Source organism: Phenylobacterium sp. J426 (assembly GCF_024699945.1).
Lineage (GTDB): Bacteria > Pseudomonadota > Alphaproteobacteria > Caulobacterales > Caulobacteraceae > Phenylobacterium.
The window spans coordinates 57,045-80,889 of record NZ_JAJOMY010000003.1; the positions used below are offsets into that span (position 1 = coordinate 57,045).

Here is a 23,845-nt window from a genome sequence, read left to right on the forward strand (position 1 = left end):
CCGCCCTCCTCGTCGCCCTCTGGGCGATGCTGACCATGGTCGGCACGCTGGCGGGGATCGGACGCCTCGGCGCGAACGTGGACTTCACCGCCGTGCCCGGCTGGCTCTGGACCTATCGGACGCATCCCGAGGTGCAGCTTTGGTTCAAGGTCGCCGCCCTGGGCTCCGGCGCCCTCATCCTGGCGCTCGGCGTCGTGGCGGCCGTCCGGATCCGCCGCCCGCTCCACGGCGCGGCGCGCTGGGCCAGCGAGGGCGAGATTGCCCGCGAGGGGCTGCGCGCCAAGAAAGGGATCATCCTTGGCCGCAAAGGCGCTGGCTACCTGACCTTCGGCGGCGCCGAGCATGTGATGCTCTATGCGCCCACCCGCACCGGCAAGGGCGTCGGCGTCGTCATCCCCAACCTCCTGAACTGGCCCGACTCCGTCGTAGTCCTCGACATCAAGAAGGAGAACTGGGAGGCGAGCGCCGGCTTCCGCGCTGCTCACGGCCAGAAGGTCGTGATGTTCGACCCGCTCGACCCGGAAGGCCGCACGGCCCGCTACAACCCCTTGGGCTGGATCGATCGCCGCAACAGCGTCGAGGTCCTGGACGAGCTGCAGAAGCTCGCCACCATGCTCTTCCCCGCCCCCGATAAGTCCGACCCGTTCTGGGCCGAAGCGGCGCGGACCGGGTTCCTCGGCGTGGGCGCCTACGTCGCCGAGACCCCGGACCTGCCCTTCACCATCGGCGAGATCTACCGCCAGCTCACGACCGGCAATCCCAAGGCCAAGTTCCCGGCGCTGATCGACGCCCGCGCCAAGGGCCCGGCCCCGCTTTCGCGCGGCTGCATCAACGCCCTGAACGACTTCTGCGCCTCGTCGGACAACACCTTCGCCGGCGTCCGCCAGACCATCACCTCGCGGATGAACCTCTGGCTCAACCCTCGTGTGGACGCCGCCACCAGCGCCAGCGATTTCGACCTGCGCGAACTGCGCACCAGGCGCACCTCGATCTATCTCGGGGTCACGCCGGACAACATGGCCCGCGTGGCGCCCCTCTATAACCTCTTCTTCCAGCAGCTCGTCGACCTGAACACCCGCGAGCTGCCGGCGAAGGACCGCCACCCCCCTGCAGTTGCTTGTCCTGCTCGACGAATTCGCCCGCCTCGGCCACGCGGCCGTCATCGCCAAGGGCTTCTCCTATGTGGCGGGCTACGGCCTGCGGCTTCTGCCGGTCATCCAGAGCCCGTCGCAGCTGCGGGCGGAGTATGGCCCGGACGTCGCCGACGAGATTATGACCAACTGCGGCGTCGAGGTCGTCTTCACGCCCAAGGAGCTCAAGGTCGCCCAGGACCTCGCCGAGCGCCTGGGCTACTACACCTACGAGGGACGCTCGAAGAGCCGCCCGACCTTCGTCGGCGCCGGCAAGTGGACCACGACGGCCTCCGAACAACGCCGCGCGCTCATGCTCCCCCAGGAGCTGATGCAGATGAGCCGTGACGCCCTGATCGTCCTGCGCGGCGGTATCCCGCCCGTGAGGGGCCGCAAGATCTACTTCTTCAAGAGCGCCGACTTCACCCGGCGCGTCCAGCCTCCGCCCGTTATCCCAGCCTTGCCGGATGTCGGCCGCGGAGGCGCAGCGCCAGCGGGCGAGTCCAGCCGCCTTGACGCGATGGCGGCCGACCTCGCGGCGCTAACCCGTACAGTCGGCGAGATCCACGCCCGCATCGTCCAGCGCCCGCTCACCGAAAGCGAAGCCGCCGGCGAGACGGAGCTGAGCATCGAGGCGATCTCACTCGAGCTGGATTCCGTCGATCTGGGCGACCTTCCGGGCGGCGCCACCGAGGAACAGTCGCAGGAGTGGATCGACCGCTACATCAACTCGGGCCTGCTGCTCGAGACCGAAGCCATCGAACGCTGACCGTAGAGGAGGCCTCCCATGGCCGACGAAACCGACGCTGGCGCCGAACCGACGCCGGCCCCTCCCCGCCCAAGGCCCCCGCGGCGCCCAAGCCTGAGCCGCGGAAGCGCCCCGAAGAGGACGATCGTGATCCCACGGAGAATAGCATCTCCCCGGTCCTGGAACGTGCGCCTAGCCCCGAAGCGCCGCCGACCGCCCAGCGCGCCGGCGCTGAGGCCTCGAAGCCCTCGCCCCGGCCCGCCAACGAGAACCAGCCTGAGCGGTTCTCCGTCGAGCGCGGCGACGTCCCGGACTCGATCAAGCGCCGGTACTATTCCGAGGAGCCGCAGTTCTCGGCCGAGCTCCGCTTCTTCACGGACGCCAAAAGCGACCAGCCGGTGTTCCGGGACGCCGGCGGGAAGCTGACGGCCCGCGACAACAATCCCGAGGTGGTGAGGGATCTTGTCGCCATCGCCGAACACCGCGGCTGGAAGGCGATCGAGGTCCGCGGCGAGGAAGACTTCCGTCGCGCGGTGTGGCTCGAAGCACGCGCCGCCGGCCTGGAGGTCCGCGGCTACAAGCCCACCGAACGCGACCTGCAGGAGCTCGCCCGCCACCAGGACGCCCGCGACGTCAACTCCATCGCCCCCGCACGCGACCGCGCCCGGGCCGCTGACGAGTCACCGGACCAGACGCGCGCGACCGTCGAAGCGCCGGGGGCCGCGGCCAAGCCTTCCAGGATCGACTACGACAAGGGCGTGACGGGCAAGCTGCTCGAGAGCGGCGAAGCGCCCTACAAGCATCGATCCGGCCAGGAGCTCACGCCCTTCGTCCGCGTCGAACAGAAGGATGGCCGCCAGATCGAAGTCTGGGGCGTTGGCCTCCCCGCCGCGCTTCAGCGCTCCGGGCGCCCAGGTCGGCGACGAGATCACCCTGCGTCGCGACGGTGTGGAGCGCGTGTCCCGCACTTTCGAGGTGCGCGACAAGGAGACCGGCGAGATCAATCTTCAGCAGCGCCAAGTGCCCCGCAACCGCTGGACCATAGAGGCCGAGCGGTTCCGCGCCGCCTCGCCGGCCGAAGCCGCGCGAGACCCGGCCCTGCGCGATGCTCAAAGCCGCCTCGCCGTCGTCGCCGCCGTGGTCAAGGACCGCCACCCGGACCCTGCTGTCCAAGAGCGGCTGATCGCAGGCGCGAAGGAGAAGATCGCCGGCCACATCGAGCACGGCGCGCGCTTCGCGCCCGCTCAGGTCCGCGAACCCGTAGCCGACAAAGAGCGGTCGATCCCTGAACGCGCGCCGGCGGCAGAAGCCGTTCGGGGAGCGCAGCCGGAAGTTTCCAAGCCCGGCCCAGAGCGCACGCGGAGCCGTTGATGTCCCACCCCTCGCGGCCCGATGGGCCGACGGGCGAGTTTGTTCGTACAAACTCCCACGGGCCACATCCTTTCGATGTGGCCGTGGGCCGCCGACTCCGCATGGCCCGAAAAGCCCGCAGCTTGAGCCAAGGCCAGCTCGCCGAGAGCATTGGCCTCTCCAGCCATCAGCAGGTGCAGAAGTACGAGCAGGGCGCCAACCGCATCTCGGCCTCGAGCCTCGCCAAGGCGGCGATCTTCCTCGGCGTGCCGATCGACTACTTCTTCGTCGACGTGGAGGGCATGCCCCTGCCCGCCAAAGGCGCGGCCGACCCCATCGCTGAGGAGCTGGCTGCCGACCCCCGCGCCATCGCCCTCTTGCAGGCCTGGCGCAGCCTACCCGCCCCTAAGCGGAACTTCTTCGCCGATCTCATCCGCTCGGCCGCCCAGGAGCCCGGCGATGGCGAATGACCGAGACCTTGCACCGCTGCTCCTCCAGCGCGGCGCTCGCTTCGTCGAGAGCGGCCGTTGGGCGCGCGCCCGCGGCTTCTCAGACGAGCTGGTGCTGTCGCAGCTCTGCTGGGGGCTGGAGTTGGCCCTGAAGGGCTACCTACTGGCCCGGGGCTGTAGCGACGAGCACAACCGCCGCGCCCATCGCCACGATCTCATCAAGGCGAGCCACGCCGCTCAGCAGCTAGGCTTGACCCTCGGGCGCTCGATGGAATGGCTCCTGGCCGACGTGGCGCCCTACGCCCGCCGGCACGCCATTCCTGAGGCGCTGGCCCGCCGCCCGGACCTCCTCGCCCGGCACGACGCCGTGAGCCTTGCTGAAGGTCTCGTTTGCCGCGTGCGCCGCGCCCTCAGGGTCGGCGGCAGCCCCGATACCCCCCTCCCCCACCCTCCTCTTCTACGCCGGCTGAGGCGCCGGGCCGGGCGCGAGGAATCGGCCTAGCCTGCGGCCGATCACGGAGAACCCGCATGACCGAGGCGTCGGACTTCCTACCCAACGCATTCAGCCCTACCGAGGAGCTGGTGGTCGAGAAGGCGCAGTGCCGCGAGTGCGAGACCAAGGTCTTCGAGAATGCCCGAGCCTGGGCCCACAACCACGTCCGTGAGACCGGGCACGTCGGGCTCCTGACCTTCACCTATGACGTCCGAGACGAGAACTGGATGGAACGCCTGGCCTATGAGAGGCAGGCGGAGATCATGCAAGTGAGCCAGGGCGGCTGGCGCAAGGTCATCGAGGAGATTGCAGAGGCCGCGCCACCTCGGCGGCGTAGCCCGCGCGCCAAGCCTTAGCCTTCCCCGGAAAGTCGGCTTCCGCATCGCGCGTGAAGCCGAGCAGCGCCTTATCCTGCGCGGCTTGCGCCGCGCCATAGCCCCGCACGCGCGCCAGGTAGTCGTCACAGGCCGCCTGGAAAGCCGAACGCGTGTCACCCTTCATCCCGCCTCCTCCACGTTTGTACGTCCAAACTAGCGGCCTCGCCCGCGGCCCTTCTCGGGCCCCGGCCGCTCCGGGTCGGCCTGCGGCCTGTTCCGAGCCGCTTGCCGCTCCACCACGATCTGACGCGCCAAGGCCACCTTGCGGCTCACTGGCGGCGGCATCGCACTGACGAACGCCTTCACGTCCTTCGCCAGCGCCTGATCCCTGGGATCGGCCGAAGCGGCGAGCACCTTGGCGGCCGCCTGGTAGGTCGCCCGCACCTGCGCCTGACGCCGCCGCATCTGCTCGTCCCAGGGCTGGGGCTTCGCACCGCCCTGCGCCAGCGCCTCGGCCTCCCGTCGCGCTTCGCGCAGCACCCGAGGCTCGTTCTGGGCCGTGCGTTCGAACCGCTCGCGCGCCTTGCGCACCGCCGTCCGTTCCGGCTTCTGGGTTATCCCTCGAGATCGCCGAGGCGTCGCCTCGGCCTGGATGCCGCGGCCCCCGCAGCTCGCGTGCGATCGCTCGCGCCAGTCGGCCAGGTCTGCCTTTCGGGGATTCAGCCGCTCGCCGTTCACGCCCAGCGCCCGCACGCTCAGATGGATGTGCGGCTGCTCGCCCTTGGCGTCCTGATGGAAGGCGAACACATACGGGAAGGTGTCCCCGAACTCGGCCCGGGCGAAGGCCCGCACCGCGTCTTTCATTCGGTCCGGGTCAGTGCCCACGGGCATGCTGAGCACGACCGACACCGACATGTTGCTGTTGGCTCGGCGGCGGCTGTCCCCCTCCCCCCACCTCGGCCCAGTCGTCCGCCAGCTCCCGCACCGCGCCGCGGCCGTGGATCAGCGCCCCGTCCGACTGCTCAAGATCAAGCTCGCCCTTCCGCGAAATGTATTCCAGGTGCGCAGCCAAGTGCTCGCCGTCCTTCGTCCGGCCGGTGATCTTCACCATCACCTCCGGAGCCTTCTGCACCACCCGGGCGAGCCGCGCCTTGGCGTCCCCGCCCCGGCCGCCGCCCTTCGCAGGCGCGGCGATCACCGGCTCCTTCGGCAAGATCTTTCGCCCGCCCGCCGGCGGCCGCCAGAGCGTGTCGAAGCCGCGGATCGAGCGGAAGTTGCTCACGGCTCGTCCTCCCAATAGTCGAGGTTGCCGCGGAAGGCCCTTGAGGCCCTGCACGTGCGCCCGGATCTCTTCTCGGAACGCCTCGAGCTGCGCGATCTCGGCCGACAGCACAGAGCCCGGCATGACTGCCGTGTTCAGGGCGCGCGTGATCTGGTTGAGGTTCACGCCGATCCGCCGCAGCTCCTCCTGCACACCGTAGAGCGCCAGCTCCTCACGCCGGCCGAACTTCGGTCGGCCGTGAAGCCGCCGCCGCAGGACCGCCAGCGCCCACTCCGTGCGCAAGAGCCCGTCGGCCTCGGCCGCCGTGTCGAGCGCGGCCTGGTCCTCGGCCTTCAGCCGGATTGTCAGCTTGGTCGATGCGCCTCGGGCCGACGCCGGCCGCGTAGGCACGCCCTGCCCCACCGCTTCCGCCACCAGCTCGCGAAGCCGTCTCGACCGGCCGCCGGAGGCGATCGCGTCGAATTTAGCGGCCAGCGCATCGGGGAGCTGGAAGGCGAACATGGCCATGAGGGCAGCGTAGTTTATAAAACTGCCGGCGCAAAGCCTATCCTGCCCTCCCACCCCTACAGACTTCGCCCCATGCCAACACACCTTGGCACGAGTCGGGCTGGGCGCACCCGTCGTTAAGCTTGGATTCCCCCGTTATGGGGCACCATAGGTTGCGAACGCTTCGCAAAACCCTCAAGTAGTCAGCCACCGTAGCAGTACCGAGGACCATGGCGCCGAACCCCCACTGTCACTGGGATGACCTAAGGGGCTTCGCCCCTCGCGCGCGGGACGTGAAGTCTCCGCTTCGCTCCGACCGGCCGGGGGGTATCCCCGACCTTCCTCCCTTCGGTCGTGCAGGCCGGGCGATCCCCCTCCCCCCGGCCGCGTCCCACTTGCTACCCCCAGCCTCGCCGGCGGGCAGGGGTGCAGGGCGGGGCCTGCACCCTGCCTTCCACGAAGGACCTTGCCATTACCGGTAAGGGCACAGCCGGAGACGAACGCCATGCAGATCAGCGAGCTCGCCCGCCGCGCCCAGCTCACCACCCGCCAAGTGCGCCATTACGAACGCGAAGGCCTCATCACCGGCCGGCGCGGCGACAACGGCTATCGCGACTATCCCCCGAGACCGCGGCCGTGGCCCGGCGCATCGGCCACCTGGTCGACCTCGGGTTCACCACGGGCGAGATCCGCACCTTCATCGACCGCATCTCCGAGCCCATGACCAATGCGCCGACGCCCGACGAGCTGCTGCGTCGGCGGGAGCGCCTGACAAGGATCGACGCCACCATAGAGACCCTGCGCGCGACCCGGGCCGAGCTGATGGAGCTATTGGTAAGCGACCACCTGGACGCCTAGACGTCGAAGTAGAGCGTCCGGCCGTCCGGCGAGAGCCACTGCAAGAGGACGTCGTATTTCCAGCTCAGGAGCGCCGCCACGAACCAGAGCGCGCCCAGGACGACGTAGCCCTCCATCGGGTAGGGCGGCTTCAGGAAGAACGCCACGACGAAGAACAGCGCCGTGAGCGCCATGTAGCCCTTGAGGATGACCCTGACGAACGGGCGCAGGAACATAAGCACGAAGAAGACGCCGTACTGAGCGGCCGTCAGACCTCCGCGGACGATCGCATAGCCGATGCTGCGTGCGTTCAACTAGTCGCTCCGGGCCCTCACCAGCCGCACGTTCGCCGCCGGCGTCGGCCTCTATGCTGCCGCCCTCTTCGTACGCGATCAACACCGTCTCAGGATCGGGCCCCGCCTCCAGCAGGAGACGCCCTGCCCGCTTCCCGACCTTCACGTCGAAGCCCGCCAGCGGCCGCGACTTCGTCTGAGACAGGACAGGAGTTTGTACGTCCAAACTCCCCTTCCCCTTGCGACCAGCGCCAGCGGCGGCAGGCGCTCCGAGCGAGCGCTCCGGGACCTCGTCCTGCGCCCTGCCCTTCCCGGCCACAGCAGGGGCCTTCGCGGCCTTCAGCTCGGCCGACAGCGCGCGGGCCTCGGCCGTAGTGATCCCCTCGCCCTTCGCCGCCACCAACGCGGCCGTCCGCTTGGCGTCGCGCTTCCAGGCGCCGGCGAGTTCGTAAAGCGTTCGCACCCCGAGCCTGGGCGCGAGGTCCTGCAACGGCTGCGGCATGTCCTTGACGGCCGCGTACATCGAGATCTGGTCCTTGGGCCGCCCCAGCTTCTCGGCGACCTGCGTCTGCGTCAGGCCAAGATCGAGGAGCCGCTGCACGGCCCCCGCCATTTCAGCCGTGTTCAGGCCCTCGCGCTGATCGTTCTCGATCACCTGGGCGGCAAGGATGTCGGCCTCGCTGGCGTCGCTCGTCGTGATGATCGCCGGGATGGCCTTGAGGCCCGCCAGCAGCGCGGCGCGGTAGCGGCGCGCGCCATAGCGGATCATGTGCCCGCGCTCATCCTTCGGGCGGACCGTGATCGGCTGGAGCAGACTTTTCTCGCGGATCGACGCCGCCAGCGCGTCCAGCTCGCGCTTGTCGAAGGACTGGCGCGGGTTGTTCGGGTCCTCGTAGATGTCGGCGAGCGGCAAGTCCTTCAGCCGCGCGCCCTGGGGCTCGCCGGCCTCCTCGACAAGTCCGCCCACCAGGGCGGCGAAGTTGCTCTCGGCCATAGCGATCCTCTTCAAGCCACGATGGGGGCCGCCATGCGGTCCTTGATGGTGGCGAGCACGCCCCGGAGCTCCCGGGCCGCGTCCTGCGCCGCCGATTTCTTGATGGTCCAGACCGGCGCCTTGGTGCTCAGCGCCTCGGCGTAGCCCTGGCGCTGAGTAATCACGCCCTGGAACATAAGCGAGGTCCCGCCCTGGCTGACGAGCGTCTTCAGGTTCTCGCGCTGACGCGGCGAATTGCTGATAAGTCGCGACGGCAGGAGGCCCAGGAAGCCGATTCGCCGCCCGCCCCGCGCCTGATCCTCCACAAGCTTGACCTGTTTGCGCAGCGTGCCGACGCCTTGCAGCGAATAGTCCTCAAGGTCGATAGGCGAGATCACGTAGTCGGTGACCAGGAGCGCCGCGAAGTTGCGCCCGCCCCAGGTCGGCGGGGTGTCGATGACGCAATAGTCGAACTGGTCCTTGAGCGCCGCGAAGCGCTTGGCCATCGCCGGCACCGCCGTGTTGATGTGCTGCTCGACCGAATGCAGCTTCTCGTCGGCCTTCAGGAGCGTGATGCCGGGAAGGCCCTCGAGCGCCGTGTCCGGCCCAAAGAACAGCGACGAGCTGAGGCCGGCGGTGCGCTCGGCCGCCAGGGTGTAGGAAGCGTTCCCTTGTGGGTCCAGGTCGATGACCAGCACGCGCGCGCCGTGTTCCTCGGCCAGGAACCAGGCCAGGTGCACGGCCAGCATGGTCTTGCCGACGCCGCCCTTCTGGTTGTTGACGACGATCGTCTTCACGATCCCTTTCTCCTACCCGAGTGCGCCGGCCTGCGGTCCGCCAGCTCCGCGTCATCCACCTCGAACCCCGCCGCCTTCAGCGCCCGAAGGACGATCACGCGCAGCGTCACGCCTTCCTTCACCGCCTTGGCGCGGATCTCCTCGCGCAACTGCGTCGGGACCTTCAGGCTCATCATGGTCTCGCCGGCGCCGTTCTCGTCCACGCTCGTTCCTCGCTGATCGTTCGCGCCGCGGCCGACTCAGGCCGCGGCGCGCCGATACAGCATACGCAGAACGTAATGATGTTTCAGCCGTCATCGCCGCGACCCTCCTGATTTTGCCGCCACAGCAGCCAGTCGCCCTCGCTGGGGCGGCCCGGAGCCCGCAGGCATCCGACCAGCGCGAAGGCGAGGACGACGAGGAGGGCGGCGATCATGGCGGGCTCCGGGCGAGTTTGGACGTACAAACAAGGGATGGAGGGGAGGGGAGGGAGGGGGCCGCTCACGCGGCGGCCCCGAGCTGCGCGGCCTCGGCCGTCTGATAGCTTTCCAGGAGGTCCGCCGCCCGCTGGGCGTGGCTCGCGGCCGTGAAGATGAACCGCTTGTCGTCCTTCAGCACCTTCAGCCAGGACGCCAGATAGGCGGCATGGTCCTCGATGTGGTCGGGGCGCAGGCCCAAGAGCGCGCCCACATAGGCCGCGCCGAGCTCGGCCACACATTCTTCCTTCGCATAGCCCTCGTCGCCGAACGCCTTGCGCCCAAAGTCGCGGTCCAGCCGCGACGGATGCCGCGTCCAATGGATCAGCTCATGCGCCAGGGTCGCCGCATGGTGCTCGGCGTCGCGGAAGAGCTCGAACGCCGGCATGTGGATGTCGTCGGCGCTGATCCGGTAGAAGGCGCGGTCGCCGCCGTGCGTCACCTTCGCCGGGATGTTGGCGAAGAACCGATCCGCCGCCTCAAGCCGCTCGGGCAGGGGAGGGGGTTCGGCTTCCGGCGTGCGGTAGCGTTCAGGCAGGCCGTCGATCTGGTCGCAGTTGAACACCGTGTACGCTTTCAGCCACCGCCGCACCTTCGGGCCGTCCGCCTCCCCGCCCTCGTCGCCGCCTTCGGGCTTGTCGTCGCCATGAACGCTCTGACCGGCCTTCACGACCTTGGTCCCGCATTCGCCCTTGCGCACCGCGCCGCTCAAGCTCTGCGCCTGCTGGAAAGTCATCCAGAAGGGGGGAGGAGAAGCCCCGTTCCTGGGCCGAGACCCACAGCATCAGCACATTCACGCCGCGATAGGGCTCGCCGTTGAACCGCAACGGCCGAAGGCTGCATGCCGTGGAGCGCCAGGGCTGTTCCCAAGGGCGGGTCCCGGCCTCCAGGGCGGCCACGATCTTGTCGGTGACGTGCTGGTAGACGTCGAACCGTTCGGCCTCGGCCAGCGCGGCCTTGCGGCTCTTGCCGTTGGGCTTCGACTGAGTTTGGGAGGTGCGGGCTTTGGTCATGGTCTCGGCTCCGTCTCTAGGCTCAGAATACATCATTATGTTTTCCGATCCAATAGATAATGATGTTTTCTTCTCTCGTGTTTGGAAGGGGTTGGCCCTCGCCAACCCGGCTAGGCCGGCGCCAATGAGCCGGGGGTAGCAAGCGGGGTGCGCAGGCGGGGGAGGGGGATCGCCCGGCCTGCACGACCGAAGGGAGGAAGGTTGGGGAGACCCTCGCCTGCGGCCGAAGGCTTCACGCCCCGGGCGCGAGGGGCGACGCCCCTTAGCTCACCTGGAAGAAGACGTGCGGTCCGCAGGGCCGCGCCGCTTCCGGCAGTTTGACGTACAAATCCGCCGCGAGTTTGGATGTACAAACTTCGGGGAAGGGGAGGGCCGGAACGCCGTCGGCGCTCCGGCCGCAAGCCCTACTCGGCGGCCACCGGGAAATCGGCCTCTTCACCAGTATCGGCGTCCGGGTCGTCGAACCCATCGGCCTCGTAGGCCGTGCCGTCGCCGTCCTCACCTTCGGGGCCGTCGCGCTCGTCGTTCTCGTATGCGGGTGCTTCGTCCTCGGGCGCCGGCTCGGGGATCGCGGTCACCGGGCGCAGCATGTCGGGAAGCCAACCCTTGCCCGCCATCCGCTTCTCGGCCTCGGCGGCAAGCGCGGCCTTCTTGAAGCCTGCGATGTTCTCCGCCGCCTGGGCCGTGGACACCTCGGAGACGGCGGTCAGGATCGTGGGCTTGGAGACGCGGGAGAAGAAGCTCTCCGCCGTCGCCTCCCACCATTCGGCCATGTTGAGGTCCAGCGCCTGGGCGAGCTGGTCCGCGGCCCTAAGCCTCGGATTGTCGGCCCGGTCGTGCGGGAGCTTCAGCGCGTTGACGAGCTGCGAGGCGGCGTAGGCGAGAAGGTCTAAAAGCTGATCCTGGCTGCGCTCCATGAGCCACGACCACAAGCCGCCGCTGCCGGTCGGCAGGAGAAGGGTCATCCGCCCGCGCGCCGAGGTGAGCGCCTGTCCGGCCTTCGACGCCGCATAGCCTTGGCAATGCCGTTGGGGATGATTGGTCAGGGTGTCCGCGTCCTGCTCGAAGGTGTGCGGCTTCGAGTAGCTGACGCATCCGTAGTGGGTCTGGATCAGCAGCGCGTGGGTGACCGCCACCAAGGCCACGTCCGGCCGGGTCAGCAGCGCCGCCCGCAGCGCCGCCGTGCGATGAGCCGATAGGTCCAGCACCAGCTTGTCGGATAGCGCGCCTGCCGCCTTCCTTGCCTTGTCCTTCGTCGGGTAGGGATTGCCCCGGCTCCCGCTGTCCGCACCGCCCTCCAGCTTGCGCAGCGCCTTGGTGTCCGCGCCGGGCTTGGCGCAGCCCCGCTCGACGCGAAGTCGCCCGTCCGAGCCCACGGTGACGAACGCCCCGCAAAGCGCCTTCACCTCGTCGGGGTAGTGCTCGCCGCCGGAGCTTTCGAGGTCGGCCAGCCGTTCCTCGATCTGGCTCATACGCTCGGCGCCCTCGTCGGTTTCGCCGTCGCCCTCGGCTTCGAGCTTCTCGTACTCCCCCGTCAGCGCCTCGATCTCGGCCTGGACTTCGGGGCTGGGCGGCAGCGGCGTCGGATAGGCGCGGCCGTACTGCTGCGACAGGGAATAGTCGAAGGACAGCGCCACCTCGACCCAGGCCCAACCTTCGCCGCGCACCTGCTCGGCCTCGATGTCCAGCTTCTCGGCCGCCAGCTTCTCCGACAAAGCCACGTCGCTGATGAAGCCTGCATCGTCCGCCTGGGCGAAGAGGTCCTGCGCGACCACGCCACCTGAGGCCCGGTAGGCGTCGACGCCGACGAATTTCGCCAGCGGGTCCGTTTCGGAATTGACGGCGCCGCCGACGATGCGTTGCTTAAGCTGCCAGGGCGAGCGGCTGTGGGCCGGGAAGTCGAAATAGGCCGCCTCCTGGGCCGCGTGCTCTTCGGTGAGGGTGAAGACCGCCATCTGGTCCAGGGTCAGCTCGTCCTGCCGGAAGAGGTCCATGAGGCGAGGGGAGACGGTCGCGAGCTTCAGCCGCCGCTCCACGATCCGCGGCGAGACGGAGAACCGCTCCGCGATCTCCGCCACGGTCTTGCCGGTCTGGCTGAGCGCATGGAACGCCGCGAACTGGTCGGCCGGATGCGGCGGCACCCGCACGTTGTTCTCGGCGATGCTTTCCTCAAGCGCGCTCGCCTCGTCCTCGCAGACGGCGCAGGGCACGGGGAAGGTCTTCTTGATTGCCTTTCGTTCAGCCAGCGCGTTCAGCGCCCGCCAGCGCCGTCCGCCCACATGGACCTCATAGAGGCCCGTGGGCTTGCCGTCCTCGTCGTGCTGGGCGGTCACCCTGAGGTTCTGCAGGATGGTCTTGGTCGCCCCGATGTGGGCCACCAGATCGTCAATGAAGACCTCGCCCTGGCGCATGTTGCGGGGCGACAGAACCAGCTTGTTCAGGGGGATAGCTTGGACGTTCATCGTCTTGTCTCCGGTTAAGAGCAGGGGATGCCTTGCGCATCACCCCTGCCCGCCGGCGAGGCTGGGGGTAGCAAGCGGGGGGCGGCCGAGGGGGAGGGGGATCACCCGGCCTGCACGACCGAAGGGAGGAAGGTCGGGGACACCCCCTCGGACGGTCGCAGCGGAGCGGAGACTTCATCCCCGGCGCGCGAGGGGCGAAGCCCCTACGATGTCCTTTTGCAAGTGGGTAGACGTGCGAACCCCCTCCGCGCCGCAGGCGCGGAGATCCCGGTTGTCGGAGTCCTGTTGGGTCGAGGGCGGGATGGCGAAGGCGACGGTCGATCAAACTACGATGCGCGGGTTGGGTACCGCATGAACGCGTGTCGTCGCGGGCAGCCTCGTACTAAGCACGGGCGTCAGCCGATGGCTGGCCCAAGGGGCTCTCGAGGATCACCCTGACCTCCACCCCGCCCCCGGCCGAACAGGCCGGCGGGGCTACGCGCTCAAGGCGCCGCCGGCTTGACCTGCTGTCCGATCGCCCAGACGAAGCCCGCCAGTTCGCGGGCGATGGCGGTCACCACCACGGTGGGCCTCTTCCCCGAACGAGTGAGCTTGCGGTACCGCTCGCAGAGCCGGACCTGCGCCTTCCAGGCGATGTCGCGCACCGGCTTCGGCAGGCGCACCAGCACCTCAACCTTCTCGCCGGCGACGCGCGGCGGATAGCGGTAGCTCCAGGCCGCCTCCACGAGCATGCGTCGGGCCTCGCTGTTGCCGGTCTTGGTGATGCCGCCGCGGTAGACGTGATCGCCGCTGGATCGCTCGGACGGAACCAGGCCGAGATAAGCCATCAGCTGGCTCGGGCTCTCGAAGCGGCCGAGGTCGCCGATGCCGGCCACAAAGGTGACGGCTGAGATCATCTCCAGGCCCCGCAGGCCGCGCAGCGCCTGCACCACCGGCCCCATCGACCAGGTGGGCAGCAACGCTTCGATCCGGGCGACGAGCTGGTCGCGCCGATCCTGGGCGGTGAAGATCGCCTCGACGTAGTCCTGGAAGACGATCTGGTGCACCGGCTGCTCGAACACCTGCTCGGCAAGCCAGACCCGGTGGCGTTGCGTCCACGGCTTGCCCTTCGGGTAGATCCGGCCATGTCGCAGCAGGAACGACAGGAGCTGCTGGCGGGCTCTCATCAGGGCTCCGACCGCGGCCAGCCGGGCCCGCACCAGGTCGCGCATGGCCTCGTGAACCGGGTCCGGAACCCAGACGCGCGTCAGGTCGCCCGAGCGGTGCAGGATGGCCAGCTTCTGGGAGTCGCGCCGATCCGTCTTCACCCGGTCGCCCGGCTTGCGCGGGATCAGCGACGGCGCGACCACCATGCAGCCGTGGCCGAGCTCGATGAGCTGCCGGTAGATGACGTAGCCGCAGCCACCGGCCTCGTAGCAGAACTCCAGCGGGCTGCCGTCCTTGGCCAAGCGCCTGGCCAGCTTGCCGACGTCCGTCGGCGTGTTGGGGATCTCGCCGAGAAAGCGCACCGCGCCGTCGCGGCCCTCCTCGGCGATGCTGACCGCAATGCTGAGCTTATGAACGTCTAGACCGATGTAGACCGTGCCCATGCCTTCCTCCGATGGTGCTGCATCGGATCAGGATGCGGCGCCTGACGGCCAGCCGGGTCCAGCGCCGGCGGGAAGGACATACGGACTTAGCCTCCACCCCGCTAAGGACCTTGGCCGGCGCCAAACGCCGGCCGCGATCCTGAGCGAGGCTGCGCCGACAAGACGGAGGCGAGCATGCCCAAGGCCCTGACCGTCGAGCTCCACGACGCCCGCCTGGCCCAGGTGGATCACCTGGCCGCGAAGCTGCAGATGTCGCCGGAGGAAGTCGTAAGCCTCGCGCTCAACCTGGTCATCGGCGAGTGGAAGGAACAATGGCCCGAGCTGGAGGCGTTCGAGCCGCCTGGAGGGTCAGCCGCAGCGCCGGGCTGCGCGCGTCACTGACCGGCCAGCGGCCCCAGCATCCGCACCAGGTCGTCGTAACCGCCCTGCAGCAGGGCGTAGGAGGCTCCCTCGCTGTCGTGCGGGCCGATGATCCGTATGCCCATCTGCACCTTGGCGAGCGCGTCCGAAAGTGTCGTGCAGGGCAGCCGCGAAATCCGTTCGGACGCGGCCTCGGCCGTCTCCCACAGGCCCGGCACACGCCGGTCGATGCCGATCATCTCAAGGGCGCCGGCGTCGCCAGCCGCCGCAGCGGCGCGATAATCGAGCGAACCGGTGCGGCGCTGGAGGGCCGTCTCCAGGTCTGACCAGCGCCGCGTCAGGAGGGCGATCAGATCTCGCTCGCCGTTCCAGGCCTTTGCCAGCTGCGCCACGCTCCGCGGCCCGGCCCCGGCCGCGGCCCCGGCGATCGCCGGTGTCGCCGCGGCGGCCGTGAGGAGGGCTCGGCGGGAAGCTGGAAGGCGAGGGCGGCGTGCGTCGGCCATGGTGATGACTCCATCTGCCGATGAAGAATACGTCATTATGTTTTCTCGTCCAGAACATAATGATGTTTTACGGTGTCACGTCAGCGGCTCGCGGCCACGCCGAAGCCGACGAATTGCCAAAGATTGGCAGTCCCCCTATCCTCGAAGGATCAGGAGCTTCGACGTCATGCCCACGCGCCACATCAACCTGACCGACCACCTGGACAGCTTCGTCGAGGTCGCGGTCGGGTCCGGCCGATATCAGAACGCCAGCGAGGTCGTGCGCGAGGGCCTGCGCTTGTTGGAGCGCCAGCAACAAGAAGACGAACAGAAGCTCGAGGCGCTGCGCGCGGCCGTGCGGGTCGGCGAAGACGCCTATGCGCGCGGCGAGTTCGTCGAACTCGCGGGCGACGAGATCGGTCCCTACATCGCTAGCCTGGGGCGCACCGCCCGTCAGCGGAAGCGTGCGTGACGCGGAAGGTCCGGCTGACTCCGGCGGCCGAACAGGACATCGCAGACCTTCTGGATCGGAGCGCCGATCAGTTCGGCGACGCCGGCCGTGAGCGCTATGAACACCTGCTCGGGACCGCGCTCCGCGCCCTGGCCGAAGGCCATCCCAACGGCAGCCGCGAACGCCCGGAGCTCGGTCCTGGTCTCTTCGCCTACCACCTTCGCCACAGCCGCGGCAGGGCCCGGCAAGGCGGGGGCCGGGCCGTGGGCCGACCGCGACACTTCCTCATCTATCGTCACCCGTCCCACGACCTGGTCCTGGTCCTGCGCGTCCTCTACGACGCGATGGACCTCGCACGTCATGTCGAAGATGATCCGCGCGGGCCATGACGGTGAGGGCGTAGAGCGCCTAGCGCGGGCGTCTGCATGTGTTTGGCCCGCGCGCTTCGTCTAACGCGGCGCGAACCCCGCGTCCGCCAGCGCGGACCGCAGCGTGATCCAAGCTTCGTAGATCAGGTCCGCTTCCCGCTCATCACCGGCATGGCGTCGCGCCGTGTCCCGGTCGGCACGCTTGACGAACTGCGCCAGCGCCAAGGCCTCGTCGGGGTTCAGGGTCAGCGAGAGGTTCACCGGCTCTGGCATGTGGGCTCCTTGGGTCCAGCTTCATCGTGCGCGCCGGGCGCCGTCAAGCGCATCCGACAACGGCCGCCCGGCGTCAGACGGGCCGGGCGAGCTGGACGAGTTCGCCCGCCGAGCGCGCCAGCGCGCGGCCGTGGGGAGTCTGGTCGCCGCCGGTGCGGGCGATCTGTTGGGCGAGCTGGGCCACGAAGGCCGAGAGCGCCGGTGCGGTCTCCAGGAGCGGCCGGGCGAAGTCCAGCGCCTCGCGCGTGACCTCGTCGGCCATGGCGGGGGGACTGAAGCGCGGCGGCCAGGATCAGTTCGACCGCCTCGATCTGCCGTTCGGTGAGCGCGTCGGTCATTGTTCGATCACCCCTTCGATAGGATCGAGCGCGATGCGCGCCACCACGAAGATGTCGATCAAGAGCTGCGCGGGGTTCGGCTCGCTCTGAGGGTCGGCCATGAACCGGACGGTGAGCTCCTCGATGTGCTGCAGCGTCTCCAGCATGGACGCCGAATTGGCCACAAGGTCCCGGGCTTGGGCGGCGGCTTCCTGGAACTCGTCGTCATCGGCGCGGCGGTGCTCCGTCGCCTCGTCGATCTCGCGCACGAGGCGCGCAACCGCGTCACGAGCGGGCCGGGGATCCAACGCCGTCATCCGCGTGCGCCCCTGGGGCGGCAGACCAGGCGGCGCACTCGCACCTTACAATCGAAGCTGTCCACCAGCACCCATCGGCCACGTCGGCCGCGCTCGTAGACATTGACGGTCGGCTCTCGGGTCTGGTCCACCCGCAGGCCCTCGAAGGTTCTGCGCACCGCGCGCCTCCGCTTGAGGAAGAGGGGAGGCGGCGCGCGACAAGCGCGCCGCCGGCTCAAGCGCCCTACTCGGCGAGCGGGCTGTGGAACTCGATCTCCGCGTTGCGATCCAGCACGATCTCGGCCTGGGTGCGGTCGGTCTGCTCGCCGTCCTTGCGCCACTTGCGGTAGGTCATCCGCCCGCTCAGCGCCACGGTGCGGCCCTTCTTGGCGTTCCGCTCCAGCATGTCCACCAGCCCCTCCGAGAAGGCGACCACGCGGTGCCAGGTCACGTCATCGACCCATTCGCCGGAGCTGTTGCGATAGCCGTCATTGGTGGCGACCGAGAATGCGGCGACCTTGGCGCCGGCGTTCGTGCTGCGGATTTCGACGTCGCCGCCGATGTTTCCCACAAGGCTGATGCGGTTCATTGGGTGACTCCTTCAGGGGTTTCCGACAGTCAGAAGAATACGTCATTATGTTTTTCTCGACCAGAAGATAATGATGTTTACGCGCAGAAATTGTGTGGGGCGTTTGGCGTTTGTATGTCCAAACTCGGCCGCAGCGCCTCCGCTGACGACGCCCATGGCGTGCTGTCTGGTCGCTTTGGGGCCGCCGACGAAGGCGCACTGGAAAGCGCATCCTAAGCGCGAGCGGGGAGGGCGGCTTCGCCGCCCCAGAACCCCACCGGGCGCGCCGCTCAGCGCGGCTCCGGCGTCCGGCTCCTGCTTGTTGGGGAGCCGATCCGGCCGCCGGTCCCCGTGGATTTCTGGGAAACCGGCCACCCTCAATACTCAGAGGCGAGCAAGAGGGTCAGCACGCGCCGGGTGAGTTCGGCGCTCCACTTGACCGGCGAGTGTTCGTCCCGTTCGGGGTGGTAGTAGTCGATCTTCCAGAACAACCGCTCGCCCCACAGGGTGAAGGCCCCGAAGTCGCGCTCCCCCATAGGGATCGTTGTCCTCGCTGAAGTCACTGAAGCCGGCGACCGCTTCCACCAGCGCGCGCCGTTTCTCAGGATCGTCGCCGACCAGCACCGCCACGCCGTGCGTCGTGAACCAGGCGGCGTTGACGGATTGAGGGTCGGTGCGGGCGAGGTCGTTCAGGCGGGCGGTCTCGGCCGCTCGCTCGTCGTCGTTTCGGAACATGGCGGTTCTCCTTCGGGGGGCCGATGCGTCGCGCATCGCCCCTGCCTGCCGGCGAGGCTGGGGGTAGCAGAGGGATGACCGGGGCCGGGGAGGGGGATCACCCGGCCTGCACGCCCGAAGGGAGGAAGGTTGGGGAGACCCCGGGCCGGGTCTTCCCGGCGCGAGGGGCGAAGCCCCTTAGACCCATCTGCAACAGGTCCGGTTCCTAATACCCGATACCCGCGACGGGTCGCTGCCGACGCGGCAGAAGCGGCCAAGCTCGTTATGGACCGCAGAGCCTTCCTTAGCAGACCGCCGACGAACGCAAGTCAGGAAAGGGGAGGGGCGCCTCCGTCCCGTTCCGCGGGTCCGCGCTTGGCGCGATGGAGGCCCCCCAACCACGAAATGGGGGCGTTGCGGGGCAGGCTGTGCCAAAACTCGCCGGCCGCCCTGGCGTGGACGCCGCATCGAGCCGGCCGTTTAGGCCGACGGTGTCAGGCGCGCCGGACCGAAGACATTCACCGCGTGGATGATGTTGAAGGCCAGGATGGAGAGCGCTGCCTCTGCCTTTACTGCTCTGAGGCCGCGGGTAAGGAACCGACCACCTCCCGACATTCGCTTGATCGTGCCGAACGGGTGCTCAACCGTGCATCGGCGCGTCACCATCAGGCTTGGATTGGCGTAGATCCTCGCCTCCATGCGATCGAGCGCCGCCTGGTCGAACAGGCGATGGATCGTCCGTTGGGCGCCCGCTGTGCATCTCGGCTTCAGGCGGCAGTCCCTGCAGGCGGTCGTTCGATATCGGATGGCGCGATTGCGGGTGTGTTTGCCGGAGGGCTTCATCGTCTGACCCGCCGGGCAGCGGATGGTGTCTGACGCCTCATCAAATGCGAACTGGGTCGGCCGAAAGAAGTCGGTGTTCATCGCGCCGCGCTTGATCGGCGCCGCGACCTCGATTCGATCGTGCTCGCACGCCGCTATCGCCTGGGCGTTCGAGTAGCCGCCGTCCGCCAGAACAGTCAGGCGGTCGACCTGCAGCACTTCCATCGTCGCCAGCGACATTGGGTGCAGGAGTTGGCTGTCGTTCGCTTCGTTGGCGACGTCGTGGTGGACGATCAGACCGCTATCTACGTCCACGACGCTTTGCATGTTGTAGTAGGGCATCTTGGGTGAGTGGGCGTAGCCCATCGGCCTCGCGTCGGGCTCGCCGAAGACCAGCACCTTTTCGGCGCGTTCCACCAAGATTTCTTGCCGGCGCGCCAGCCGATCCTTCCGCCGGCTCAACGCGGCGATCGCGTCAGTGAAGGCCTGCCGGTGAACCGGTTGGTCGTCGAAGCCCTGGGTCACGGCTTCGTCCATGGCGTCGAGCCGGTCCAAGTAGTAGGCGATCTCCTTCTCGGTATGTGCGACGTCGCGAGCCAGCCGCTCGGCGCCGGCGATGTTCTTCGGGCTGGCGACGGCCCGCATCTTCGTCCCGTCCAGCGCCACCATCCGGCCGGTGATGAGCCCGCCGTCGAGGCAGAACTGGATGAATGCCGCGCTCGCCGCAACGATGGCCTCGGGGTTGTCGTGCCGGAAGGCGGCGATGGTGCGATAGTCCGGCGCGAGCTGCTTCATGAGCCACAGCGCTTCAAGGTCGCGGATGCAGGCCCGCTCGAGGTGCCTGGAAGAGCGAACCTGGTTGAGATAGCCCCAGACATACAGCCGAAGCATGTCCCCGGGATGGTAGCCGGGCCGGCCGGTCGCCGCCGCGACGGTGCGAGCAAAGCCGAGTTCTGCGAGGTCGAGACTACCAACGAACGCGTCGACAACTCGCACCAGGGATTCGGGAGCGACATAGTCATCGATGCAGGGAGGCAGCAGGCTTACCTGTGTCCGATCTGTTCCTTCCAAGAAGCTCACGAGAACCCTCACGGCAGTTTCGTAGCTCATTGATTCTACTGTGATTTGGTCGCCAATTCCACTTGGCAAGGCCGAGGTCCACTCGGCGGCAGGTTTCGACGCGGGGCCTGACGGCGGGAGCGTAGCGGGTATTCAGCCGATTGGTCGCTATGGCCGCCCGAACTTGCCCCATAGACGCTCGCTGCCCCACCAGAGGACCACGAAGCCTATGAGGGTTGCGCCCCCGAGGAAGCTCCAACCGTGTGGGCCAAACGGTGCCCGCGCCTGCGGCGTAGGCGACCACCAAGCCTGCCATCGCCAGGAGGTAGGGGCCCGTCACGCGGCAGTGGATGCGGCCGCACCGCCGGGCGTTCAGCAGACAGGCGAAGCCCATCCAGACCAGCATGCCCGCCCAGACGGCTGCGCGAAGCGTGGGCTCCAGCAGGAGGGCTGCGAGCATCGCTGCGCCGGGGAGCGCCCAGAGCGCGATGAAGGCGCGCGTGTCGCTGGCCCAATCTTTGGCACCGCCAACCGCGTCGCACTTACCCATCGCGGCCGCCGCTGCAGCAGGCGGCGGCCCCACCGCTGGCCCCTGCTTCTTGGATGGGCGGACAGGGCACGTCCGCGTAAGAGCAGAAGACGCAGCAGTCGCCCGGCTTGGGCTTGAGGACGACGCCGCAGCCCTGGCAGTCGTAGAAGTACTGGCAGGCGTCGGTCGGCATGGTCTCGGTCGCCTGGTGGCCGCAGTGCGGACAGGTGAGCGTAGAGCGGAGCTCAATCTGCACGTCGCTCATCCGCGGGCGCTCCGGATCAGCGCCAGGGCCCAGGGCTCGACGATAGGCTGCCAGATCAGAGCAAGCAGAACGAGGACGGTGGCCGCACCGAGCATGGCGATCCCCAGCCGTGATGGCGCAGCGCAGCTGCTATCGACCCGGCACGTCCGCGCCCGGCGCCAGGTGACGACCCAGCCCACGCTGATCAAGGCCAGCGCCCCGAGCGTAAACCAGGTGCGCTGACCGGCGACCCAGCCCAGACCGCCCAGCCCAAGGCCAGCCAGCGCCAACGACATCGGTAGGACGCAGCATGCGGCCCAGGCGAAGACCGCTCCGGCCGCAGCGGCGACCGCCGCCCAGTTCAAGGCGGTCTCGGCGGGCTTGCCGCCCTGTCCTTCCCGTCGGACTCGAAGCCCGCTGCTTGCCGTCACGCCGTCGTCTCCTGGTGCAATGACGACTAGGATGCCATCTGTAGCGACTACAGACTCAAGCCCTAATCGAAAGCCGCGCTCCCCATGGCCGACCAGGCGATCCAGATCGGCGAGCTCTCACGCCGCACGGGCTGCAACATCGAGACGATCCGCTACTACGAGCGGATCGGCCTGATGCCGGCCCCGCCCCGGCGCGGCCGCTATCGCAGCTACGGTGGCGACGACGTGGGCCGCCTGGGCTTCGTGCGTCGGGCGCGGGAGCTGGGCTTCACGCTGGACGAGGTTCGCGCGTTGCTGGCGCTCGCCGCCGGCGGCCAGGCGTCCTGCGCGGAGGTCAGGGATCTCGCGGCCTCGCACCTGCAGGACGTGCGTGCGCGCATCGCCGACCTCAAGCGAATGGAGCGGGTCCTCGCCGGCTCGGTACGGGCCTGCGAGGCCGGTCAGGACCCAGGCTGCCCGCTGATCCACGCGCTGTACGCCGCGTAAGCGACGGCGACGCGGCCGGCGCCGCTCGCCATCGGTTTTTGCACAGCCTGGGGGGCGCCCCCCGCAGAGGGGGTAGGCGGAGACGCCCGTGGCTCCGTCTCAGGGGGAGGCTTCCCCCTAAAATCGCCGAATCCGGCATACCTTCAGCGCCGTCCATTTGCGATATGAACCCATTCGGCCGCGGGGGAAGCACGATGTTCGAACTTGAGTCCGGCGTGGCCGCCGTCACGCTGGCGGATCCCGTCTGGCGCGGCCAACGCATCGTTTGGAAGGACCCCGCCACCTGGCGTCCGATCCTCAAGGGCTGGCTTGCGGCCCGTGCGCGCCCGGACGGGCTGCAGCGGCTGGCCGCCGTAGGAGAGCAGGACCTCTGCTGGGACGACAGCGATTGGCTCGACCTTCTCGCCGAGGAATTGACCACGTCGGTCGAGGCCGTCCAGGCGGAGCTGGCGAACGCTTTCGACGGCGTATCCTTACGCACCTACCACGGTTGTCGGGTTCCCGACGCGGGCGTGTTTTACCGCGAAGGGCTGAAGATCAACGATCCGGAGGCGCTGGCGGAGCAAGCCCGTCGCATCGTCGCCGGATCGGACGATCTCGCGTGGATGCGCCCCGACCTCGAGCAGATGATCGCCGAGTTCGACGACCGAAATCGGGACGAGGGGCGCGTTTACCTGTGCGCGGACGACCGGCCGCAGCTCGACGATATCGGGCATTACCTGCTCTATGGCAGCGAGTGGATTCAATGCCTGTTGGGCTGGGGGCGCCCATCGGGCGCTGCGCCAATACAGCGTTCCCACCATGGTAGAGGTAGATCTGCCTTTCCGATGGGCGACCTGGGCCACGCGGGAGGCGTTCGCACGCCATCTGCTGCAGGAGTGGACGCGGCTGACCGCCAATGAACCGTCCTGGTCGCCGGCGTTGGACTTCTCCATCGTGCTCCACATCGATGTGCCCGCGACCTGCATCGTCGGCCATTACCATCCGTCGGAGCTGAAGGACCCATTCCACGGCAAGCTTCGCCGTCTCACTGCGAATGTGCGATGCCCGGCCTGCGCAGATCAGGCACACGCCGCTCAGCCTGGATAAGTTATTGTAATTGCTAGGATATTTCCGATAAGATATATTGGGCGCGAACCGCGTGTAGCCGAATTCTACGCTCCGGCTGTCGCTGACTCAATAAGCTGCGACTCCGGCCTTGATTGGCGGTTCTCGCCGCTTTTCGGCGCAGATTGCGGCTTCCTGACTCCAAATCTGCGACGAGCCAGCCACTCAGCATCTCGCGGGGTCGGCGCCTCTTGTCGCTTGGCGAGATGGATCGAGGCTCCCGCTCATTCCGCCGTCTTGTCGGCCGCCTCTTGCGGAACCGGATTCGGGCGCCAATGTGTAGCTCGCGGGACCGGGCCCCTCTGACGATCGATGGCGATCGTGATGTCGGACCGCACAGGTGCGCCTGGGGTCCGTGTCGCTCTCCCCCAAGCCCCCATGGGCCCCGGGCGCGCCTCCAAACGGAGGAGCACACATGATCGACCACAAAGTCTGGCGCTTGCGGAACCGGCATCGGGAGCTGGAGCGGATGATCCGCGACGAACAGCGCAGGCCCGAGCCGAACGCGGCGCTCATCCAGGACCTGAAGCGGCGCAAGCTGCAGGTGAAGGACGAGCTGTTCATGGCCGAAGCCGGTCTCGTGCCGGCCTCCATCCGCCCCAGCTACTGACGAAAGCCCGGGAGGCGCGCCCGCGCGGCGCGTCCTCCCTTCGCTCCCGGATCC

32 protein-coding genes and 3 pseudogenes are annotated in these 23,845 nt (G+C 68.4%); 15 read left to right on the forward strand and 20 right to left on the reverse strand.

Features of this window, described 5'->3' with window-relative positions; translation table 11 throughout:
- Positions 1-35: 35 nt before the first annotated feature.
- The 7 genes and pseudogenes from LRS10_RS23645 to LRS10_RS23675 form a co-directional block, all read left to right on the forward strand.
- Positions 36-1,040: pseudogene (locus tag LRS10_RS23645) on the forward strand (type IV secretory system conjugative DNA transfer family protein); the annotation flags it as partial.
- Positions 1,041-1,113: 73 nt separating this feature from the next.
- Complete coding sequence (locus LRS10_RS23650) at positions 1,114-1,899, forward strand: type IV secretory system conjugative DNA transfer family protein (RefSeq protein WP_257839598.1); 786 nt, start codon at positions 1,114-1,116, stop codon at positions 1,897-1,899.
- A pseudogene (locus tag LRS10_RS25560) lies at positions 1,839-2,480 on the forward strand (LPD7 domain-containing protein); the annotation flags it as partial. The gene LRS10_RS23650 and the pseudogene LRS10_RS25560, both read left to right, overlap by 61 nt.
- Positions 2,481-2,727: 247 nt before the next feature.
- Complete coding sequence (locus LRS10_RS23660) at positions 2,728-3,249, forward strand: hypothetical protein (RefSeq protein WP_257839600.1); 522 nt, start codon at positions 2,728-2,730, stop codon at positions 3,247-3,249.
- Positions 3,249-3,698: a helix-turn-helix domain-containing protein gene (locus tag LRS10_RS23665; RefSeq protein WP_257839601.1), complete on the forward strand. Its 450-nt coding sequence runs from the start codon at positions 3,249-3,251 to the stop codon at positions 3,696-3,698. The genes LRS10_RS23660 and LRS10_RS23665 overlap by 1 nt, the downstream gene beginning before the upstream one ends.
- Positions 3,688-4,179, forward strand: coding sequence for a hypothetical protein (locus LRS10_RS23670; protein WP_257839602.1), 492 nt, complete (start codon positions 3,688-3,690; stop codon positions 4,177-4,179). The genes LRS10_RS23665 and LRS10_RS23670 overlap by 11 nt, the downstream gene beginning before the upstream one ends.
- A gap of 26 nt (positions 4,180-4,205) precedes the next feature.
- Positions 4,206-4,526 carry a hypothetical protein gene (locus tag LRS10_RS23675; RefSeq protein ID WP_257839603.1) on the forward strand — a complete coding sequence of 107 codons (321 nt, stop codon included), beginning with the start codon at positions 4,206-4,208 and terminating at the stop codon, positions 4,524-4,526.
- 174 nt (positions 4,527-4,700) lie between these two features.
- Here LRS10_RS23675 and LRS10_RS23680 read toward each other — a convergent pair whose 3' ends face one another.
- Positions 4,701-5,402 carry a relaxase/mobilization nuclease domain-containing protein gene (locus tag LRS10_RS23680; protein WP_374571462.1) on the reverse strand — a complete coding sequence of 234 codons (702 nt, stop codon included), beginning with the start codon at positions 5,400-5,402 and terminating at the stop codon, positions 4,701-4,703.
- A complete protein-coding gene (locus LRS10_RS23685) occupies positions 5,362-6,276 on the reverse strand; it encodes a MobC family plasmid mobilization relaxosome protein (RefSeq protein WP_257839605.1) in 915 nt (304 codons plus the stop codon). The genes LRS10_RS23680 and LRS10_RS23685 overlap by 41 nt, the downstream gene beginning before the upstream one ends.
- Positions 6,277-6,760: 484 nt before the next feature.
- Between LRS10_RS23685 and LRS10_RS25565 the strand changes: the two genes are divergently transcribed.
- Positions 6,761-6,979: a MerR family DNA-binding transcriptional regulator gene (locus LRS10_RS25565; RefSeq protein ID WP_374571465.1), complete on the forward strand. Its 219-nt coding sequence runs from the start codon at positions 6,761-6,763 to the stop codon at positions 6,977-6,979.
- Positions 6,892-7,113: a MerR family DNA-binding protein gene (locus LRS10_RS23690; protein WP_257839606.1), complete on the forward strand. Its 222-nt coding sequence runs from the start codon at positions 6,892-6,894 to the stop codon at positions 7,111-7,113. Before LRS10_RS25565 ends, LRS10_RS23690 begins: the two co-directional genes overlap by 88 nt.
- On the opposite strand, the gene LRS10_RS23695 is transcribed toward LRS10_RS23690, so the two are convergent.
- The 8 genes and pseudogenes from LRS10_RS23695 to LRS10_RS23730 all read right to left on the reverse strand — a co-directional run bounded on the left by LRS10_RS23695 (position 7,084) and on the right by LRS10_RS23730 (position 14,674).
- Complete coding sequence (locus tag LRS10_RS23695; RefSeq protein ID WP_257839607.1) at positions 7,084-8,379, reverse strand: ParB/RepB/Spo0J family partition protein; 1,296 nt, start codon at positions 8,377-8,379, stop codon at positions 7,084-7,086. The two genes, LRS10_RS23690 and LRS10_RS23695, sit on opposite strands and share 30 nt — an antisense overlap.
- An 11-nt stretch (positions 8,380-8,390) precedes the next feature.
- Positions 8,391-9,155, reverse strand: coding sequence for a ParA family protein (locus tag LRS10_RS23700; RefSeq protein ID WP_257839608.1), 765 nt, complete (start codon positions 9,153-9,155; stop codon positions 8,391-8,393).
- Positions 9,152-9,358: a hypothetical protein gene (locus tag LRS10_RS23705; RefSeq protein ID WP_257839609.1), complete on the reverse strand. Its 207-nt coding sequence runs from the start codon at positions 9,356-9,358 to the stop codon at positions 9,152-9,154. The genes LRS10_RS23700 and LRS10_RS23705 overlap by 4 nt, the downstream gene beginning before the upstream one ends.
- 83 nt (positions 9,359-9,441) lie before the next feature.
- On the reverse strand, positions 9,442-9,570 hold the full coding sequence (locus tag LRS10_RS23710; RefSeq protein ID WP_257839610.1) for a hypothetical protein: 129 nt from the start codon (positions 9,568-9,570) through the stop codon (positions 9,442-9,444).
- A gap of 65 nt (positions 9,571-9,635) precedes the next feature.
- Positions 9,636-10,322, reverse strand: coding sequence for an ArdC family protein (locus LRS10_RS23715; RefSeq protein ID WP_257839611.1), 687 nt, complete (start codon positions 10,320-10,322; stop codon positions 9,636-9,638).
- Positions 10,323-10,410: 88 nt separating this feature from the next.
- Positions 10,411-10,659 (reverse strand): annotated as a pseudogene (locus tag LRS10_RS23720) (ArdC-like ssDNA-binding domain-containing protein); the annotation flags it as partial.
- Positions 10,660-11,027: 368 nt separating this feature from the next.
- Entirely contained in the window at positions 11,028-13,085 is a 2,058-nt protein-coding gene (locus LRS10_RS23725) for a ParB/RepB/Spo0J family partition protein (protein ID WP_257839612.1), read from the reverse strand.
- 482 nt (positions 13,086-13,567) lie between these two features.
- Positions 13,568-14,674 (reverse strand): IS110 family transposase, encoded by a 1,107-nt coding sequence (locus LRS10_RS23730; RefSeq protein ID WP_257835823.1) that lies wholly within the window; start codon positions 14,672-14,674, stop codon positions 13,568-13,570.
- 174 nt (positions 14,675-14,848) lie between these two features.
- Here LRS10_RS23730 and LRS10_RS23735 point away from each other — a divergent pair, with 174 nt between their 5' ends.
- Complete coding sequence (locus tag LRS10_RS23735; RefSeq protein ID WP_257839613.1) at positions 14,849-15,055, forward strand: hypothetical protein; 207 nt, start codon at positions 14,849-14,851, stop codon at positions 15,053-15,055.
- Here LRS10_RS23735 and LRS10_RS23740 read toward each other — a convergent pair.
- Positions 15,049-15,537, reverse strand: a complete 489-nt coding sequence (locus LRS10_RS23740) for a hypothetical protein (protein WP_257839614.1) — start codon at positions 15,535-15,537, stop codon at positions 15,049-15,051. The genes LRS10_RS23735 and LRS10_RS23740 overlap by 7 nt on opposite strands.
- 166 nt (positions 15,538-15,703) lie before the next feature.
- Between LRS10_RS23740 and LRS10_RS23745 the strand changes: the two genes are divergently transcribed.
- Both LRS10_RS23745 and LRS10_RS23750 read left to right on the forward strand, forming a co-directional pair.
- Positions 15,704-15,988 carry a type II toxin-antitoxin system ParD family antitoxin gene (locus LRS10_RS23745; RefSeq protein ID WP_257839615.1) on the forward strand — a complete coding sequence of 95 codons (285 nt, stop codon included), beginning with the start codon at positions 15,704-15,706 and terminating at the stop codon, positions 15,986-15,988.
- Positions 15,985-16,356, forward strand: a complete 372-nt coding sequence (locus LRS10_RS23750) for a type II toxin-antitoxin system RelE/ParE family toxin (RefSeq protein ID WP_257839616.1) — start codon at positions 15,985-15,987, stop codon at positions 16,354-16,356. The genes LRS10_RS23745 and LRS10_RS23750 overlap by 4 nt, the downstream gene beginning before the upstream one ends.
- Before the next feature lie 60 nt (positions 16,357-16,416).
- Here LRS10_RS23750 and LRS10_RS23755 read toward each other — a convergent pair whose 3' ends face one another.
- From LRS10_RS23755 to LRS10_RS23795, 9 genes are all read right to left on the reverse strand, one after another.
- Entirely contained in the window at positions 16,417-16,608 is a 192-nt protein-coding gene (locus LRS10_RS23755) for a hypothetical protein (protein WP_257839617.1), read from the reverse strand.
- 73 nt (positions 16,609-16,681) lie between these two features.
- Entirely contained in the window at positions 16,682-16,870 is a 189-nt protein-coding gene (locus tag LRS10_RS23760; protein ID WP_257839618.1) for a hypothetical protein, read from the reverse strand.
- A gap of 72 nt (positions 16,871-16,942) precedes the next feature.
- Entirely contained in the window at positions 16,943-17,194 is a 252-nt protein-coding gene (locus LRS10_RS23765) for a hypothetical protein (protein ID WP_257839619.1), read from the reverse strand.
- A 44-nt stretch (positions 17,195-17,238) separates the two neighbouring features.
- Positions 17,239-17,400: a hypothetical protein gene (locus tag LRS10_RS23770; RefSeq protein WP_257839620.1), complete on the reverse strand. Its 162-nt coding sequence runs from the start codon at positions 17,398-17,400 to the stop codon at positions 17,239-17,241.
- 65 nt (positions 17,401-17,465) lie between these two features.
- Positions 17,466-17,810, reverse strand: a complete 345-nt coding sequence (locus tag LRS10_RS23775) for a single-stranded DNA-binding protein (RefSeq protein ID WP_068876520.1) — start codon at positions 17,808-17,810, stop codon at positions 17,466-17,468.
- 356 nt (positions 17,811-18,166) lie between these two features.
- A complete protein-coding gene (locus LRS10_RS23780; RefSeq protein ID WP_257839621.1) occupies positions 18,167-18,325 on the reverse strand; it encodes a DUF3768 domain-containing protein in 159 nt (52 codons plus the stop codon).
- A 658-nt stretch (positions 18,326-18,983) separates the two neighbouring features.
- Positions 18,984-20,435 carry an IS1182 family transposase gene (locus LRS10_RS23785; RefSeq protein WP_257839622.1) on the reverse strand — a complete coding sequence of 484 codons (1,452 nt, stop codon included), beginning with the start codon at positions 20,433-20,435 and terminating at the stop codon, positions 18,984-18,986.
- A gap of 491 nt (positions 20,436-20,926) precedes the next feature.
- Positions 20,927-21,178, reverse strand: a complete 252-nt coding sequence (locus LRS10_RS23790) for a GDCCVxC domain-containing (seleno)protein (RefSeq protein WP_068878768.1) — start codon at positions 21,176-21,178, stop codon at positions 20,927-20,929.
- Positions 21,175-21,588 carry an MFS transporter permease gene (locus LRS10_RS23795; RefSeq protein WP_068878769.1) on the reverse strand — a complete coding sequence of 138 codons (414 nt, stop codon included), beginning with the start codon at positions 21,586-21,588 and terminating at the stop codon, positions 21,175-21,177. Before LRS10_RS23795 ends, LRS10_RS23790 begins: the two co-directional genes overlap by 4 nt.
- Positions 21,589-21,672: 84 nt before the next feature.
- Here LRS10_RS23795 and LRS10_RS23800 point away from each other — a divergent pair, with 84 nt between their 5' ends.
- The 3 genes from LRS10_RS23800 to LRS10_RS23810 all read left to right on the forward strand — a co-directional run bounded on the left by LRS10_RS23800 (position 21,673) and on the right by LRS10_RS23810 (position 23,791).
- Entirely contained in the window at positions 21,673-22,074 is a 402-nt protein-coding gene (locus LRS10_RS23800; RefSeq protein ID WP_257817738.1) for a helix-turn-helix domain-containing protein, read from the forward strand.
- A gap of 194 nt (positions 22,075-22,268) precedes the next feature.
- A complete protein-coding gene (locus LRS10_RS23805) occupies positions 22,269-22,976 on the forward strand; it encodes a hypothetical protein (RefSeq protein ID WP_257839623.1) in 708 nt (235 codons plus the stop codon).
- A gap of 620 nt (positions 22,977-23,596) precedes the next feature.
- The gene (locus LRS10_RS23810; RefSeq protein ID WP_257839624.1) at positions 23,597-23,791 is read left to right on the forward strand and encodes a YdcH family protein; all 195 of its coding nucleotides are present in this window, start codon (positions 23,597-23,599) and stop codon (positions 23,789-23,791) included.
- Positions 23,792-23,845 lie beyond the last annotated feature (54 nt).

Coding starts and splice junctions, on each gene's coding strand:
- LRS10_RS23660 (WP_257839600.1), top strand. CDS start 2,728: ATGGCCGCCAGATCGAAGTCTGGGGCGTTGGCCTCCCCGCCGCGCTTC.
- LRS10_RS23665 (WP_257839601.1), top strand. CDS start 3,249: ATGTCCCACCCCTCGCGGCCCGATGGGCCGACGGGCGAGTTTGTTCGT.
- LRS10_RS23670 (WP_257839602.1), top strand. CDS start 3,688: ATGGCGAATGACCGAGACCTTGCACCGCTGCTCCTCCAGCGCGGCGCT.
- LRS10_RS23675 (WP_257839603.1), top strand. CDS start 4,206: ATGACCGAGGCGTCGGACTTCCTACCCAACGCATTCAGCCCTACCGAG.
- LRS10_RS23680 (WP_374571462.1), bottom strand. CDS start 5,402: ATGTCGGTGTCGGTCGTGCTCAGCATGCCCGTGGGCACTGACCCGGAC.
- LRS10_RS23685 (WP_257839605.1), bottom strand. CDS start 6,276: ATGGCCATGTTCGCCTTCCAGCTCCCCGATGCGCTGGCCGCTAAATTC.
- LRS10_RS25565 (WP_374571465.1), top strand. CDS start 6,761: ATGCAGATCAGCGAGCTCGCCCGCCGCGCCCAGCTCACCACCCGCCAA.
- LRS10_RS23695 (WP_257839607.1), bottom strand. CDS start 8,379: ATGGCCGAGAGCAACTTCGCCGCCCTGGTGGGCGGACTTGTCGAGGAG.
- LRS10_RS23710 (WP_257839610.1), bottom strand. CDS start 9,570: ATGATCGCCGCCCTCCTCGTCGTCCTCGCCTTCGCGCTGGTCGGATGC.
- LRS10_RS23725 (WP_257839612.1), bottom strand. CDS start 13,085: ATGAACGTCCAAGCTATCCCCCTGAACAAGCTGGTTCTGTCGCCCCGC.
- LRS10_RS23730 (WP_257835823.1), bottom strand. CDS start 14,674: ATGGGCACGGTCTACATCGGTCTAGACGTTCATAAGCTCAGCATTGCG.
- LRS10_RS23735 (WP_257839613.1), top strand. CDS start 14,849: ATGCCCAAGGCCCTGACCGTCGAGCTCCACGACGCCCGCCTGGCCCAG.
- LRS10_RS23740 (WP_257839614.1), bottom strand. CDS start 15,537: ATGGCCGACGCACGCCGCCCTCGCCTTCCAGCTTCCCGCCGAGCCCTC.
- LRS10_RS23745 (WP_257839615.1), top strand. CDS start 15,704: ATGCCCACGCGCCACATCAACCTGACCGACCACCTGGACAGCTTCGTC.
- LRS10_RS23755 (WP_257839617.1), bottom strand. CDS start 16,608: ATGCCAGAGCCGGTGAACCTCTCGCTGACCCTGAACCCCGACGAGGCC.
- LRS10_RS23760 (WP_257839618.1), bottom strand. CDS start 16,870: ATGGCCGACGAGGTCACGCGCGAGGCGCTGGACTTCGCCCGGCCGCTC.
- LRS10_RS23775 (WP_068876520.1), bottom strand. CDS start 17,810: ATGAACCGCATCAGCCTTGTGGGAAACATCGGCGGCGACGTCGAAATC.
- LRS10_RS23780 (WP_257839621.1), bottom strand. CDS start 18,325: ATGGGGGAGCGCGACTTCGGGGCCTTCACCCTGTGGGGCGAGCGGTTG.
- LRS10_RS23785 (WP_257839622.1), bottom strand. CDS start 20,435: ATGAGCTACGAAACTGCCGTGAGGGTTCTCGTGAGCTTCTTGGAAGGA.
- LRS10_RS23790 (WP_068878768.1), bottom strand. CDS start 21,178: ATGAGCGACGTGCAGATTGAGCTCCGCTCTACGCTCACCTGTCCGCAC.
- LRS10_RS23800 (WP_257817738.1), top strand. CDS start 21,673: ATGGCCGACCAGGCGATCCAGATCGGCGAGCTCTCACGCCGCACGGGC.
- LRS10_RS23805 (WP_257839623.1), top strand. CDS start 22,269: ATGTTCGAACTTGAGTCCGGCGTGGCCGCCGTCACGCTGGCGGATCCC.
- LRS10_RS23810 (WP_257839624.1), top strand. CDS start 23,597: ATGATCGACCACAAAGTCTGGCGCTTGCGGAACCGGCATCGGGAGCTG.